We start from the raw sequence: 13,809 nt of genomic DNA, 5'->3' as shown, positions 1-13,809 counted from the left end.
CGTCCTTAATCCAATGAATCAACTGTTTTTTCTGGCCATGATGATGTCCTCCCTGTCAGCTCCGAATCTGGATCTGGACAAGGAGCAACTCTCTATCGATCTGCAACAAGCGCAATCGATGGTACTGACCGATCCTGCCAGATGCGTCCAGATCACCACCGCCTTCCTGACGCGCGCAGCCAATAATCCCCAGCAAATCATCAGCAATCGCCAGGAGTTCGGTTATCGCGAGCCCATCCTGAGTTACAGCACGGCAGCCCAGACCATAGGCGCCCATCTGCTCAAAGGGGAGTGTCTGCTGCAACTGGGCCAATATCAGGCCACCCAGCAAGCGCTCGACAAGGCGATGGCGCTGGCAGACAAAGAGCAGCAACCGGAACTCAAGGCCCACGGCCTCTATCTGAAGATCCGCAGTCAGGCCCTTAAACCGGATAACCAGAGCACCAGCCGCGCCCTGATGGATCAACTGGACGAACAGCTGGCCGTCCCCACTCTCAAGCAGAGCCAGCTGCAAATTTATGGCCGCCTGCAACGCACCAGCTACGACATCGAGAACCAGCACTTCGATGATGCCAAGACCCACTTGGCAGATGCGCGGATCTGGGCCGCCAAGACCCCCAATCCTCTCGCCAGTGCCTGGGTCAGCGCCATCAGCGGCGATCTTTATCGCGCGCTGCAGCAGCCACAGCTGGCACTAGGGGAATATATCGATGCCCAGCAACAGGCCAAAAGTCTCAATGACCCGCTCTTTCTCGGCCTGCTGTCGAACCAGATAGTCAAACTCTACCAGCAGGAGCAGGAGCCCCAGAAAGCGCTGCAGTATGCCAATGAGGCGGCCAACTACTTCCACTCCATCGGCAACCCTTCCCTGCTGTGCGACTCCCTGATGGTGCTGGCGCGACTCAACCGCGAGCAGGGCGACCTCAATATGGCGCTGGTCTACTTCTTCAATGCGCTGGATCTGCTCGATGAGGGGAGCAACCGACCGCAGGCCTCCCTGCTCAAATATGAAATCGGCAAGACCTACCTGCAAAGCGGCAACCTCTCGCTGGCCAGCAACTACCTCAATGCGGCCCGTCAGTCCCATGAGCTGAGCGATGCCAAAGAGCCGCTGATCGATACCCTGTTGCTGCTCGGCGAGCTCTATCTGAAGAAGCAGGAGGCCGCCATCGCCATCCTGCAGTTGGAGAACGCCCGCGCGCTGGCCAATCAGCTCGGCGATACTCGCCGTCAGTACGAAGTATTCCGCCTGTTGTCGCTTGCCTACGAGCAGAAGGGGTATCTGCGTCAGGCCCTCGACAGCTACAAGCGCTTCCACCGTCTTGGCGAGGAGGTGCGCCAGCAGGAGCAAGCCATGGAGCAGGCGGCGATCCGCGACAACTATGTTCAGGTCGAGCGGGTACAACATATCAAGGAGCTGGAGCAGCGGCTTAACAACAGCCAGCATCAGCAGGAGCGCTATCTCTGGTCGAGCATCACCACCAGCCTGCTGCTGGCGCTCTTTATCTACCTCTTCTTCACCCTCTGGCTCAAGCTGCGTACTGCCCGCCTGCAACTGAAACGGACCAATGAGGCCCTGCTGATCGAGCCACGCTCAGGGCTGGCCAACTGGCAGCGGCTGATGAACCGCTGGCCGCGGGAGATGGCAAAGCGCCAGCTGAAATCGGATCGCTGGTACCTCAGCGAGCAGCCCTCCAGCGAGTTCGATGACAAACTGCACTATCTGCTGTTCCGGGTACCTTTCCTGGTCAATACGCTGGAGCGCCACGGCTATCAGGCCAGCAGAGAAATCGAGCAGGCCTTCGGTGCCTATATGGACACCCTGACCCCGCAAGATGGCCGTATCTATGACTTGCGTGAAGGACACATGCTCTATGTGGTGCCACAGCGCCACGTCACCAACCTGCATCAACTGGCAGGAGACCTGCTGACCGCCATCGCCGCCTTCCCTTGCAACTATCCGCTGGATCGCCAGATCAGCCTCGGGATTGTCAGTCACCCCTTCCTGCCGAAGGCGGCGACCGCGCTCGATCACAATGGCCTGTTTGACCTCTGCTATCTCGCCCTGTCGGGAGCCATTCAGCTCAGTGAAAAATGCCAGCAAAACGCCTGGTTGGAGCTGGCTGCGATCGATTGCCAACAAGCGGCATTTTTTAATGGAGATGTGTGGCAATGCGGCCTGATGGCAATTGACAAGGGACTGGTAAAAGTCAATTCTTCTCATGAAAAGCAATGGGTTAATTGGCCCAGCCTTGCAAGGAAGCCGGCAGCCGATAACCACCAGGAAATAATGTAGATAACAGGCGAGGATCGAAACCAGGTTCGACCACTGTTGCTATCCAACACCAAAAACAATAATGACAACAGGGCGACCTGATAATGAATGACATCGCTGCCGTAGCAGGACAATTGGCAAGACTCAGGGAATCCCTTCAGCAGAAACAGCTGGAACTCGACGGCGTGCTGTCGTTTTCCGATGCAGAGCGTGCTCGCGGCATCCAGTTTATCAACAAGTTGATGCTCTCCTGCCGTGGCTTCGACCGCGAGCTGGATAATCGCTTCGCCAAGCTCAAGCAGAAACTGGATAACAATCCCGCATTTACCTCGCTGGATGCAGAGCTACTTGCCATTGAAAAATTGCTGCAGCAGCACAGCAATGCGCTGGAAGAGTCGATCACCCTGACCCAGACCGCCATCGAACTTGGTTCCAAACAGCTGAAAACCATCAAGGGCTTCCCGGAAGAGACCCGCAAGTCCCTCAAGGAATTTCTGGCAAGTCCGGTCGGTTACGGCATTGCCGATCACCAGAAGAAGGTGATCAAGCTGCTGGAGTTCTACCAGCAGGCGATCAAGATCCAGCTGCTGCCAAGCCAACCCCTGTTGACACCTTCAGGTGCAACTCAACAAGAAAGTGATACTGCCAGCAACGATGGCCAACCCGATGTAGACCCGTTTGATCTCAAGGATCACACCCGTATCGCCGATGAGCTGCAGCGGCTTATCACCGAACTCGACTTTGCCGGCGCCATCGGCGAGAGCCTGAGCGACATTCGCCGCCAACTGCTGATCGGGATCAACCCTGCCCTGCTGGCGGAAACCTGCCTGCAGGTGATCGAGCTCATCATCGAAGGCACCCGTGAGGAGCGTAAAGCCTCCCGCGCCTTCCTCAGCTCCCTCAACGAGAGCCTGTCCGCGGTACATGTCGGGTTTACCGAATCCCTCGATGAGGGGCGTGCGCTGCAAAACGAAACCCGCGAGACCCGCGAGGCGCTGGTCAACGAGTTGCAGGCGATCGATCACTCCCTAGCCAGCCATAACTCCATCGATGCGCTCAAGCGCGCCATCTCCGGCCATATGGGCGCCATCAACCTGCTGCTGCAAGAGCGTGACAGCACGGCGGCGCGGGAGCGTCACCTGCTCACCCGCCTCTCCACCATGGAGTCCAAGCTGCGCTTGATGAAGGAGGAGACCGCCGAGTACAAGAAGCGGCTGACCATTCAAAAACACAAGCTGTTCCTCGACAGCCTGACCCAGGTACACAACCGGGCCGCCCTCGATGAACGGCTGGAGCAGGAATACAAACGTTGGCTTCGTTACCGCACTCCGCTCTGCATGGCGATCATCGACATCGATCACTTCAAGAACATCAATGACAACTACGGCCATATGGCGGGTGACAAGGCGTTGAAAGTGGTCGCCAAGGCGCTGCAGAGTGCGCTGCGTGACACTGATTTCATCGCCCGTTTTGGTGGGGAAGAGTTCGTGGTGTTGCTGCCCAACATCAACCCGGACAAGTTCCAGAAGCCGCTGGAGACCCTGCGCCAGACCATCAAGAGCATCCCGTTCCGTTTTCGCGATGCCAAGGTGGAGATCACCATCTCCATCGGCGCAACCCTGTTCAAGGATGGGGACAACCCGTCAGATGTGTTCGAGCGGGCGGACAAGGCGCTCTACCACTCCAAGCACACAGGTCGGGATCAAGTGACTCTGGCCTGACAAGCGGCTAAAAAAACAGCGAACAGTCGTCGCCCTATTTCCCTCCACCCTCTGTTACCACTACTATCGATCTCAGGGGATGCAACATAGCGTCCCCTTTTCTCCCCAGGGAAAAACACAACGATAACAAGTGAGTAAAGGGGAACCTATGATTACGCACATCAATCCCGTCGGCAGCATGGATTTGCTGTCACAGCTTGAGGTGGATCGCCTCAAGCAGACTGCCTCCAGCGATATCTATCAACTGTTTCGCAACTGCTCGCTGGCAGTGCTCAATTCCGGTAGCCATACCGACAGCTCCAAGGAGATCCTGGAGCGCTTCAAATCGTTCGATATTCATGTGATCCGGCGCGAGCGCGGGGTCAAGCTGGAACTGTTCAATGCCCCCGAGCACGCCTTTGTCGATGGCGAGATTATTCGCGGCATTCAGGAGCACCTCTTCTCGGTGCTGCGCGACATTCTCTATGTCTCCAATCAGCTCGAGTCCAACCGCCTGGTCAATCTGACCAACTCCACTCACATCTCCAACGTGGTGTTCGCCATCCTGCGCAACGCCAAGGTGATCCTGCCCGGCGCCGATCCCAACCTGATCGTCTGCTGGGGTGGCCACTCCATCAACGAGATCGAATACCAGTACACCCGCGCCGTGGGCAGCGAACTGGGCTTGCGCGAGCTGAACATCTGTACCGGCTGTGGCCCGGGGGCCATGGAGGGCCCGATGAAGGGTGCCGCCGTCGGCCATGCTAAACAGCGGGTAAGAAACGGCCGCTACATCGGCCTGACCGAGCCTTCCATCATCGCGGCCGAACCGCCCAACCCCATCGTCAACGAACTGGTGATCCTGCCGGATATCGAGAAACGGCTGGAAGCCTTCGTGCGCCTTGGTCACGGCATCATCATCTTCCCGGGCGGAGTCGGCACCGCCGAAGAGCTGCTCTATCTGCTCGGCATCATGATGCATCCGGCCAACGAGCGGCAGCCGATGCCCATCATCCTGACCGGCCCGAAAGAGAGTGCCGACTACTTCCGTGCCATCGACGACTTCATCAAGGCGACCCTCGGTGAACCGGCGACCAAGCTCTACCGGATCATTGTCGGCGACGCGCCGGAAGTGGCCCGAGTGATGAAGGAGGCGATGCCGAAAATCCGCGAATACCGCAAATCGGTCGGTGATGCCTACTCCTTCAACTGGTCCCTCAAGATTGAGCCGGAGTTCCAGCTCCCCTTCGAACCGGATCACGCCAGCATGGCCAGTCTGGATCTGCACCGCAACCAGCCGCCCCAGTTGCTGGCCGCCAACCTGCGTCGTGCCTTCTCCGGCATCGTCGCCGGCAACGTCAAGGAAGGGGGCATTCGCGCCATCGAGAAGAAGGGCCCCTTCAAGCTGCACGGCGACAAGGAGCTGATGCACCTGATGGACAAACTGCTGGAGAGCTTCGTCAAGCAGCAGCGGATGAAGCTGCCGGGCAGCCAGTATGTGCCCTGCTACGAAATCGTCCGCTAGGGTACAGATACATCATCGACAGAGGGGCGCATCGGCGCCCCTCTTTATTGGCTCAATGCCCTCCCTACTGCCATCAATCCCCCATAAGGCGAGCGGTTTGTTACAATGGGGCGTCCCGACCGCCAAGAGTGCCCCATGTCAACTATCCGGCCACACCTGCTCATCATCGATGCCCTCAACCTCATTCGCCGTCTGCACGCGGTACAGGCCCAGCAGGCACTGACCCCTGCCCAGGCGCTGGTTGCAACCCGCGCCAACCTTATCAATACCTGCCGCAAGCTGCTGGCCAATAGCGAGCCGACCCATGTCATTGCCGTGTTTGATGGCGAGGTGCATAGCTGGCGCAAAGAGGTCTATCCGGCCTACAAGGAGGGGCGAACCCCCATGCCCCCCGAACTGCGTGAGGGGTTGGCGACCCTGCAGGATGCATTTTGGGAGTGCGGGGTCGATGCCCTGCTCTCCGAGACCGATGAAGCGGATGACCTTATCGCCACCCTTGCCAGTGGCATCGCCAGCCATGGCCATCAGGCGACCATCATCTCCACCGACAAGGGCTTCTGCCAACTGATCTGCCCGCAGATCCGGGTGCGCGACTACTTCAACAAGCGCTGGCTGGATGCCGCCTTCGTCCAGCAGCAATATGGGGTAGCCCCTGCTCAGCTGGTCGACTTCTGGGCCCTGACCGGTATCAGCGGTTCCAATATCAAGGGGGTTCCGGGGATCGGCCCCAAGACCGCCACCCAGCTGTTGCAGAAATATGGCAATCTGGCAGCCATGCTCGAAGCCTGTCAGCAAGAGGACGCCGCCAAGCCACTGCTCAAGCTGCGCCAACATCAGGATGAAGCCCTGCTGGCCCAGCGGCTGGTGCACTTGCAGCGGGATATTCCGCTGGGATTCAACCTGCGGGACATCCGCTACCCGCCCCAGCCGGACTAAATGGCCGAACAAAAATGCAGACAAGGGCGTGAACCATGACGAGACTCACCCTCGCTGTTGATAAAAGTGAGTAGAATGTAAAGGAATGTGGTTGGTTTGCTGAGTAAATGCTATAAAGCAGCCCCATCCTCCCCTATACCCTGGAAGTGGAACCCTCTCATGTCCAAAAGAAAAATTACCGTGATCCCCGGCGACGGCATCGGCCCCAGCATCATTGAATCAGCCATCCAGATCCTGACCCATGCGGGCTGTGATTTTGAGTACGAATACGCTGATGCGGGTCTGGTTGCCCTCGAGAAGCATGGCGAGCTGCTGCCCCAGGCTACCCTGGATCTGATTGAGAAGAACAAGGTGAGCCTGAAAGGGCCATTGACCACACCGGTCGGCGGCGGTTTTACCTCCATCAACGTCTCCCTGCGCAAGAAGTTCAACCTCTACGCCAACGTGCGTCCGGTCATCTCCTTCAAGGGCACCAGAAGCCGTTACGACAACATCGATATCATCACGGTGCGTGAAAACACCGAAGGGATGTACTCGGGTGCAGGTCAGAAGCGCAGTGATGACAACAAGAGTGCCGAGGCGATGAGCATCATCACCCGCGAAGGGGCCGAGCGCATCGTCAAGTTCGCCTTCGAGCTGGCCCGTCAGGAAGGGCGCAAGAAGGTCACCATCATCCACAAGGCGAACATCCTCAAATCGACCTCCGGCCTATTCCTCGAAGTGGCACGTGAAATCGCCAGCCACTACCCGGATATCCAGAGCGAAGAGATGATCGTCGATGCCGCCTGCATGAACCTGGTGATGTACCCGGAGCGTTTCGATGTCATGGTCACCACCAACCTGTTCGGCGACATCCTCTCGGATCTTTGCGCCGGTCTGGTCGGCGGTCTCGGCATGGCTCCGGGTGCCAACATCGGCGATGGCGCAGCCATCTTCGAAGCGGTCCACGGTTCTGCGCCTGACATAGCTGGCAAGAATATCGCCAACCCGACCTCGGTGATACTCGCCTCCATTCAGATGCTGGAGTACCTCGGCATGCAGGATAAGGCTGAGCGGATCCGCGAGGCTGTACGAGCCACCATCGAATCCGGTGATCGGGTCACCCGGGATCTGGGTGGCACGGCTTCCACCAGCGAATTCACCCAGGCCATCATCGATCGCCTGTAAGCTAACCAATTGATTTTAAAAGGGAGCCTAGGCTCCCTTTTTTATATTTCCGAATCCTTTGCCACTCCCCAAACAGCAACTATGTTCAATAGAGAAGAAGAACAGGGAGTGTTTTTCATGAAGGGATACGGGTGCTATCTGGTGTCGGGTCTGATGCTGGTGTGTGGTACTGCAAGTGCCTTCGAACAGGATCAACAGACCCAAACTGCCAAACTGCCACAGCAGGAAAAACGGACTGCCACCGAGGTATGGCGTTCAAGCCTGGATACCAACGACTTGCTCAAGGCGCCCAACCCCCTGTCGTTTGGTATTGAAGTCTCCACCGACAACTTTGGCAATCAAAAGATCACCTCCTACCCGCAGCTCAATCTGACCCCGGAAAAGAGCATCAGTCTATCGATTGAACGCTTTAGACCCAAGGTCAAATTCAAAGCCGGTGGACTGCATACGGCAATCAGATTGAGAGGGGATGGCATCAAAATGCAATTCAATCCGGTCGACAAAACCATCCCGCTGCAGATAGAGATCAAGGTGACCGACGACGAATCCTCCCTGCGCCTCGATTACCGTTTCTGATATTTTCCGGCAGCCGAATAGCAAAAAGCCGACAGGTTTCCCTGTCGGCCTTGGTATTTATCATATGGGCTGAACGGCTACATCACGCCTTGGGCTCGAGTTTGGAGACCCAGTACTTGTTGTAAACATGCACGGTGATCTCTTCCCGATCGTGATAGAGCTGCTTGGCCTGGATCACGAACGCGTTGTCGATCTCCTTGAGCATCTCGCGCAGCACTTCAATATTGTGTACCGATTCAGCATAACGCTTCTTCATCGGCAGCTTGAGGTTGAACATCGCCTCCTGGCAGTCGCCCTCACGGAACCAGTCCGCAATCATGTGAACGACCCGAGCCGGTTTATCGACCATGTCGCACACCAGCCAGTAGGTGTTCTTCTTGCTAGGTCGCCAGACGAAACCGTCATCCCGGATATGCTTGACCTGACCGGTATCCATCAGGGATTGGGCCATCATGCCGTTGTCGACCGCAGTCACCATCATGCCACGGCGCACCAGCTGATAGGTCCAGCCGCCCGGGCAAGCACCCAGATCCACAGCCTTCATGCCGGAGCAGAGACGCACATTCCACTCTTCCCGCGGCACGAACACGTAAAACGCCTCCTCCAGCTTGAGGCTGGAGCGGCTCGGCGCATCGGCCGGGAAGCGCAGGCGCGGGATACCCATGTGGAATCCGGAGTTGTTGAACGAATAGGAGTAACCCAGCAACACATGATCATTGGCCATGAAGAAGGCGTGGAACACCGGACGGTTTGGCGTCTCCTTCTTGGTCAGGATCTCGTTGCTGCGCAGCGCCTGACGAAGCGGCACGGTGAACTTGCGGCAGAAGGCCGACAGCTCTTTCGCTTCGTTGGTATCCGCGGTTTCGACCCGCAGATCGCCGCAAATGGTGTAGTCACTCACCGCCTCAAGGATCGGGGAGATCCTGTCCGCGACATCCAGATCCTTCAGCTCATGGGTGACCACCAGCATCTGGCGGATGAAGATGAGCTCCCGGAACGGCAGCTTGCGAGCCAGCAGGTCCGCCTGCTCCTCGTCATACAGTTCGAAGATCACATAACCGCTGTCGTCCTTGACCCGGGCGAAACCGTAGCACTGCATGTTACCGGCACGCTCGGCGATCTCTGCAGCCGCCTCTTTCTCAAAACCGGGGCGGCAATAAAGCAGCAGATTATTCATTTTTTCCTCCAAGACGACAGCCGGCCCAGATCAGGGCCGCCCATCCCAACATAAAACAGAGGCCACCGGCCGGGGTAATCAACCCCAGCCCCTTGCTGCCAAGCAGCACCATGGCGTAAATACTGCCGGAGAATCCGATTATCCCCAGCACAAAAGCGGTGCCAGCCAGGTGGATCACCCTGCTGCGCACACCACACCAGCCCAGAACCAGCAGGGCCAATGCGTGAAAAAACTGATATTGCACGGCGGTATTGAACGCCGCCAGACGCTCGGGCGTAATGCCGGTCGTCGCCAATCCATGGGCGCCATAAGCCCCCAGCATGGTGGCCGTCAACCCGAAGAGACCGGCCAGTATCAGCCAATGTCGATGGATCTGCATCTTCACTCTCCCTCTCTCATCGAGGCTGGCAATAAAGCCAACCCTCTCGTGCTATCCATGCCGGGCCACAAAATGGCTGATGGCCGCCGCTGCATGCTGCATATTCTCCTGCTCACTCACGCCACTGGCTTTACGCGGTTTGAAACCATGATCACCATCGGTCAACCAATGGACCGATACGGCGGGTGAGAAGGGGAAATCGGCCAGTTCGGCGCGACTACCGAAGGTATCGCGCTCCCCCTGCAACAGCAGGGTTGGCACTGCAATATGCTTGAGTACCTCGCCTCGCCAGCTGTCGGGCTTGGCCGGAGGGTGGAAAGGATACCCGAGAATGAGCAATCCTGCAGCATTCATCTCACCCTCGCCGTCGCTATACAGTTCCGCCGCCATCCGCCCGCCCATCGACTTGCCCGCCAGAAACAGCCTTGGATGGGCAAACTCGCGGATCATGTCGCGCCAATGGGCGAGCAACACAGGCGCCCTGTCAGGCGGGCGGCGCTTGCCATCCTGTGCTCGCTTGGCCATGTAGGGAAAGTTGAAGCGCACCACTTCGATGTCGGGGCCAGCCAGCAGGCGTGACAACTCGGCAAGAAAAACATGATCCATCCCCGCGCCTGCCCCGTGGGCCAGCAAAATGCGAACGGGGGCATCAACTGCCCCCTCGCGGATCACCTCATGCATCGGCGAGCCTTGCCCTGCGACGCGCCTCTTCCTGCTCCACCAGCTCCAGCATCCAGTCGCGGAAGGCCACGATCTTGCCCTGATCCGACTGTTGCTCCTGGCACACCAGATAGAAAGCATTTTTGCTCACCAGCACCTGCTCGAACGGGCAGATAAGGCGGCCGGCCTCAATCTCGGGTTGTGCCAGCACGCTATGACCGAGCGCCACCCCCTGGCCGTGGATCGCCGCCTGGATCACCATGGTGGAGTGGCTGAAGATGGGCCCCTGATTGACGTTAGGTGCATCGATATCGAGCTGGCGGAACCAGGCCTTCCAGTCGCGGCGGGAGGTATCGTGCAGCAGGGTATGAAGAGTCAAATCTTGCGGCGTACGCAGCGGTTTGGGCCCGGTCAGCAGCAAGGGGGAACAGACCGGGATCAGGTATTCGGTATGCAGCTTGTCCGAGCGCAGACCCGGCCAGTTTCCGCGCCCGTAGTAGATGGCCACATCCACATCGTCGGTGAGCGACCCTTCGTCGAGATCGACCGCCTTGATCCGTACATCGATATCAGGATGACGCTCGCTGAATTTGACCAACCGCGGCACCAGCCACTGGATGGCGAAACTCGGCTGCAAACTGACAGTCAACGCCCCCTTGGCACTGCGGGCCAGCAACTTGTCGGTCGCCTCAGAAATGGAGGCAAAGATGTCCTTGATATCCAGGAAATAGCCCTGCCCCTCTTCGGTCAGCAACAAGGAGCGGTTTTTGCGGCGGAACAGCTTGATGCCAAGATACTCCTCCAGCGCCTTGATCTGGTGACTGATGGCAGCCTGAGTCACAAACAACTCTTCTGCTGCGCGGGTAAAGCTTAAGTGACGAGCCGCTGCTTCAAAGGCCTTGAGGGCATTGAGCGGGGGTAAACGACGAGACATGACACCAGCCGACGATGAGTTTTTCTAATGGGGCGCATTATAATTTGTCGGTTGCGGGTCGACCAGTGAATAAACATAATTCGCCCAACAATCAGTCGTCATATGGCTCACATTTTCTACTACGTGTTGGTTTACATGTGTTTTTAGTGAGTCTTTCGACTGCGATTGTGGTGTTGTGTTTCTTCCTCTGCGGGAAGAGGGGCTCAAATCTCACCGGTTTGACCCAGTCTGTCATCTGAATGTGTTTGGCGCCTCCAGCTGGATGGCGCCTTTTTTCATCCCTTCTATACCTTGAACTGCCCCACCAGCTGCTGCTGTTTATCCGCCAGCGCAGAGAGCTCGCGACCATTTTCGGCGGATGTCGCCGCCTCGGCCCGAATGGTGTGGCTCACATCACGAATGTTGCTGACGTTACGGTTGATCTCGTCCGCCACCCGGCTCTGCTCCTGCGCCGCCCGGGCAATCTGCTCGTTCATCTGATGGATGGTGGAGACCGACTGGATAATCTGTTCCAGCACCTGCACCGAGAGATCCACCTTGGCGAGGGTCTCGTCAGCCTGTCCATGACCATCGCGGATCGCCTTGACCACGGCGCCGGTACCGGATTGCAGTTGGCTGATCAGAGTCTGGATCTCGACGATGGCATTCTGGGTGCGACCCGCCAGATTGCGCACCTCATCGGCCACCACGGCAAAGCCACGGCCCTGCTCACCGGCCCGCGCCGCTTCAATAGCCGCATTCAGCGCCAGCAAGTTGGTCTGCTCGGCAATTCCCTGGATCACGATGAGAATGTCATTGATGTTGTCGCTGTTGGCGGAGAGTCGCTCCACCACCGGCTGGGCATCGTTGATGATGGTCATCAGCTTGCGCATCGCCTCCTGGGTATCGGCAACGACATATTTACCCTCTTGCGCCGCGGCATCAGTGGTGTTGGCGGCAGCCACCGCCGAGCCGGCATTACCGGAGACCTGCAACGCCGTGGCGCTCAGCTCTTCAAATGCCGTCGCCACCAGATCGATCTCCTGATACTGGGCCTGCATGCCGCTGCTGGTGCGCTCGGCCACTTGCGCGGCTCGCTCGGCACTGTTGCGCGTACCGGAGACGGTATCAATTACCTGACTGATGGTGGATTGCAACTTGTTGAGGAAGCTGTTGAACCACTTGGCCAGCTCGCCGATCTCGTCTTGCCGCTGGATCTCGATACGCTGGGTCAAATCCCCCTCGCCGCTGGCGATATCCTTGAGGCGGGCAACTACAGCGCGGATGGGCGCCACAATCTGGCGCGCCATCAACCAGATAAAACTCAGGGCCACCAGCGAGATCAGCACCCCGATTGACAGCTGCGAGACCACGCTGCGATTGGCCTCACTGGCCAGCTCATCTTGCAGTTGCTGGGCCGAAGCCAGTACTACGGCCCGTGGCAATTCAATGTAGATGCCCCATTTACGGTCGGTGCCACGCATGGATACCGGGACAAAGGTCTGCAACAGGGCGCCGTCGCTGCTCCAGCGAGTCAGCTCCTGCCCCTGACTGAGCCAGCCTTTCAGCTCGCTGGCCAGCCCCTGATACTTCTGATCCAGCCCGCGCCCCATTGTCACATCGAACTCATCGGCTCCCGCCACGCGCCCCTCGTGACTGACTAGCAAGATTCTGCCCTTGCCCTCATAGAGCTCCTTGTCCATGGTGCTGACCAGACTCTGCAAAGTGGCCAGCGAGATATCGACCCCGACCATCCCCAGCAAGGTCTCCTGCTCCAGCAGCGGGACCGTCACCGAGGTCATCAATATCTGTTTATCACCCACATCGTCCAGATAGGGCTCCAGCAGGCAGAGGGCACGGGTGCGAATGCTGCAGCGATACCACTCGTTTTCGATTCCACCAGCCTCGGTCGGGCTCTCATCGGCCAGTACATCCTCATTCTGCACTTCCGGCTCTATCTTGCCGTTGTCGTAGGCCCAGTAACTGGAAAAACGCCCCTTGTCGTTGGAACCCAGCGCCGTTGAGCCCTGATAGTTGCTGTCTTCCCCATCCAGCTGGTCAGGCTCGAACACCGCATAGACACCAAGCAGATTGGTCGATGAGGCAACGGCATCGTGCAGTTGCTGATTGACGGCGCTGCGCAGCGCCTCCGAATGGACAAAGTTCTCGGCCGCATTCTTGCGCTGGAACAACACGTTCTCCGCCAGCAAACTGGCGCGGAAATAGGCCTCATCGAGATAGCTGGTCACCTTGGCCGCCTGCTCCGAGCCCATAGCCTTCATCCAGTTCTCGGCAGACTGCTGCGCCTCATGCATGGTGGCTTGCCGCACCTGCTGTTGCATCTTGTTCGCGTTGTAAATCGAAGAGGCAACCAGAGCGGCGGCTGTCACCAACAGACAGCAACCGGCGATCAGGGTAATCCGACCCTGGACAGAAAGAGCGCTCATGCCAATATTCCTACGTCATACAGATATGGATAGATTATCGACTTTATAAACAAA

11 protein-coding genes are annotated in these 13,809 nt (G+C 58.0%); 6 read left to right on the top strand and 5 right to left on the bottom strand.

Going from position 1 to position 13,809, the window contains the following annotated elements; all coding sequences use genetic code 11:
• Window positions 1–13 precede the first annotated feature (13 nt).
• The 6 genes from AB5Y84_RS06105 (at window position 14) to AB5Y84_RS06080 (ending at window position 8,179) form a co-directional block, all read left to right on the top strand.
• Window positions 14–2,296: a tetratricopeptide repeat protein gene (locus AB5Y84_RS06105; protein ID WP_368176583.1), complete on the top strand. Its 2,283-nt coding sequence runs from the start codon at window positions 14–16 to the stop codon at window positions 2,294–2,296.
• A gap of 83 nt (window positions 2,297–2,379) precedes the next feature.
• Window positions 2,380–3,996 carry a diguanylate cyclase gene (locus AB5Y84_RS06100; protein ID WP_368176582.1) on the top strand — a complete coding sequence of 539 codons (1,617 nt, stop codon included), beginning with the start codon at window positions 2,380–2,382 and terminating at the stop codon, window positions 3,994–3,996.
• A gap of 148 nt (window positions 3,997–4,144) precedes the next feature.
• Window positions 4,145–5,500 (top strand): nucleotide 5'-monophosphate nucleosidase PpnN, encoded by a 1,356-nt coding sequence (gene ppnN, locus AB5Y84_RS06095; RefSeq protein WP_019445906.1) that lies wholly within the window; start codon window positions 4,145–4,147, stop codon window positions 5,498–5,500.
• Window positions 5,501–5,635: 135 nt separating this feature from the next.
• Window positions 5,636–6,436 carry a flap endonuclease Xni gene (gene xni, locus AB5Y84_RS06090; RefSeq protein WP_368176581.1) on the top strand — a complete coding sequence of 267 codons (801 nt, stop codon included), beginning with the start codon at window positions 5,636–5,638 and terminating at the stop codon, window positions 6,434–6,436.
• Between the two features lie 159 nt (window positions 6,437–6,595).
• Entirely contained in the window at window positions 6,596–7,603 is a 1,008-nt protein-coding gene (locus AB5Y84_RS06085; protein WP_005349723.1) for an isocitrate dehydrogenase, read from the top strand.
• Window positions 7,604–7,720: 117 nt separating this feature from the next.
• Window positions 7,721–8,179, top strand: a complete 459-nt coding sequence (locus tag AB5Y84_RS06080) for a hypothetical protein (protein WP_368176580.1) — start codon at window positions 7,721–7,723, stop codon at window positions 8,177–8,179.
• A gap of 82 nt (window positions 8,180–8,261) precedes the next feature.
• Here AB5Y84_RS06080 and rlmM read toward each other — a convergent pair whose 3' ends face one another.
• From rlmM to AB5Y84_RS06055, 5 genes are all read right to left on the bottom strand, one after another.
• The gene (gene rlmM, locus AB5Y84_RS06075) at window positions 8,262–9,356 is read right to left on the bottom strand and encodes a 23S rRNA (cytidine(2498)-2'-O)-methyltransferase RlmM (protein WP_368176579.1); all 1,095 of its coding nucleotides are present in this window, start codon (window positions 9,354–9,356) and stop codon (window positions 8,262–8,264) included.
• Window positions 9,349–9,735 (bottom strand): DUF423 domain-containing protein, encoded by a 387-nt coding sequence (locus AB5Y84_RS06070; RefSeq protein ID WP_368176578.1) that lies wholly within the window; start codon window positions 9,733–9,735, stop codon window positions 9,349–9,351. The genes rlmM and AB5Y84_RS06070 overlap by 8 nt, the downstream gene beginning before the upstream one ends.
• Before the next feature lie 51 nt (window positions 9,736–9,786).
• Window positions 9,787–10,416, bottom strand: coding sequence for an alpha/beta family hydrolase (locus AB5Y84_RS06065; RefSeq protein WP_323895603.1), 630 nt, complete (start codon window positions 10,414–10,416; stop codon window positions 9,787–9,789).
• Window positions 10,409–11,329, bottom strand: a complete 921-nt coding sequence (locus AB5Y84_RS06060) for a transcriptional regulator GcvA (RefSeq protein WP_005338622.1) — start codon at window positions 11,327–11,329, stop codon at window positions 10,409–10,411. Before AB5Y84_RS06060 ends, AB5Y84_RS06065 begins: the two co-directional genes overlap by 8 nt.
• A 284-nt stretch (window positions 11,330–11,613) precedes the next feature.
• On the bottom strand, window positions 11,614–13,755 hold the full coding sequence (locus AB5Y84_RS06055; protein ID WP_005338625.1) for a methyl-accepting chemotaxis protein: 2,142 nt from the start codon (window positions 13,753–13,755) through the stop codon (window positions 11,614–11,616).
• Window positions 13,756–13,809 lie beyond the last annotated feature (54 nt).

The sequence above is a fragment of the Aeromonas sp. s11 genome, assembly GCF_040907945.1.
GTDB classification, from domain to species: Bacteria; Pseudomonadota; Gammaproteobacteria; order Enterobacterales; family Aeromonadaceae; genus Aeromonas; species Aeromonas veronii.
The sequence above is the reverse complement of the archived record's forward strand: the minus strand, read 5'-3'. Positions and strand labels throughout refer to the sequence as shown.

Excerpts from the sequence above, each read along its gene's own strand:
- AB5Y84_RS06105 (WP_368176583.1), top strand. The coding sequence starts at position 14 with ATGAATCAACTGTTTTTTCTGGCCATGATGATGTCCTCCCTGTCAGCT.
- AB5Y84_RS06100 (WP_368176582.1), top strand. The coding sequence starts at position 2,380 with ATGAATGACATCGCTGCCGTAGCAGGACAATTGGCAAGACTCAGGGAA.
- ppnN (WP_019445906.1), top strand. The coding sequence starts at position 4,145 with ATGATTACGCACATCAATCCCGTCGGCAGCATGGATTTGCTGTCACAG.
- xni (WP_368176581.1), top strand. The coding sequence starts at position 5,636 with ATGTCAACTATCCGGCCACACCTGCTCATCATCGATGCCCTCAACCTC.
- AB5Y84_RS06085 (WP_005349723.1), top strand. The coding sequence starts at position 6,596 with ATGTCCAAAAGAAAAATTACCGTGATCCCCGGCGACGGCATCGGCCCC.
- AB5Y84_RS06080 (WP_368176580.1), top strand. The coding sequence starts at position 7,721 with ATGAAGGGATACGGGTGCTATCTGGTGTCGGGTCTGATGCTGGTGTGT.
- rlmM (WP_368176579.1), bottom strand. The coding sequence starts at position 9,356 with ATGAATAATCTGCTGCTTTATTGCCGCCCCGGTTTTGAGAAAGAGGCG.
- AB5Y84_RS06070 (WP_368176578.1), bottom strand. The coding sequence starts at position 9,735 with ATGCAGATCCATCGACATTGGCTGATACTGGCCGGTCTCTTCGGGTTG.
- AB5Y84_RS06065 (WP_323895603.1), bottom strand. The coding sequence starts at position 10,416 with ATGCATGAGGTGATCCGCGAGGGGGCAGTTGATGCCCCCGTTCGCATT.
- AB5Y84_RS06060 (WP_005338622.1), bottom strand. The coding sequence starts at position 11,329 with ATGTCTCGTCGTTTACCCCCGCTCAATGCCCTCAAGGCCTTTGAAGCA.
- AB5Y84_RS06055 (WP_005338625.1), bottom strand. The coding sequence starts at position 13,755 with ATGAGCGCTCTTTCTGTCCAGGGTCGGATTACCCTGATCGCCGGTTGC.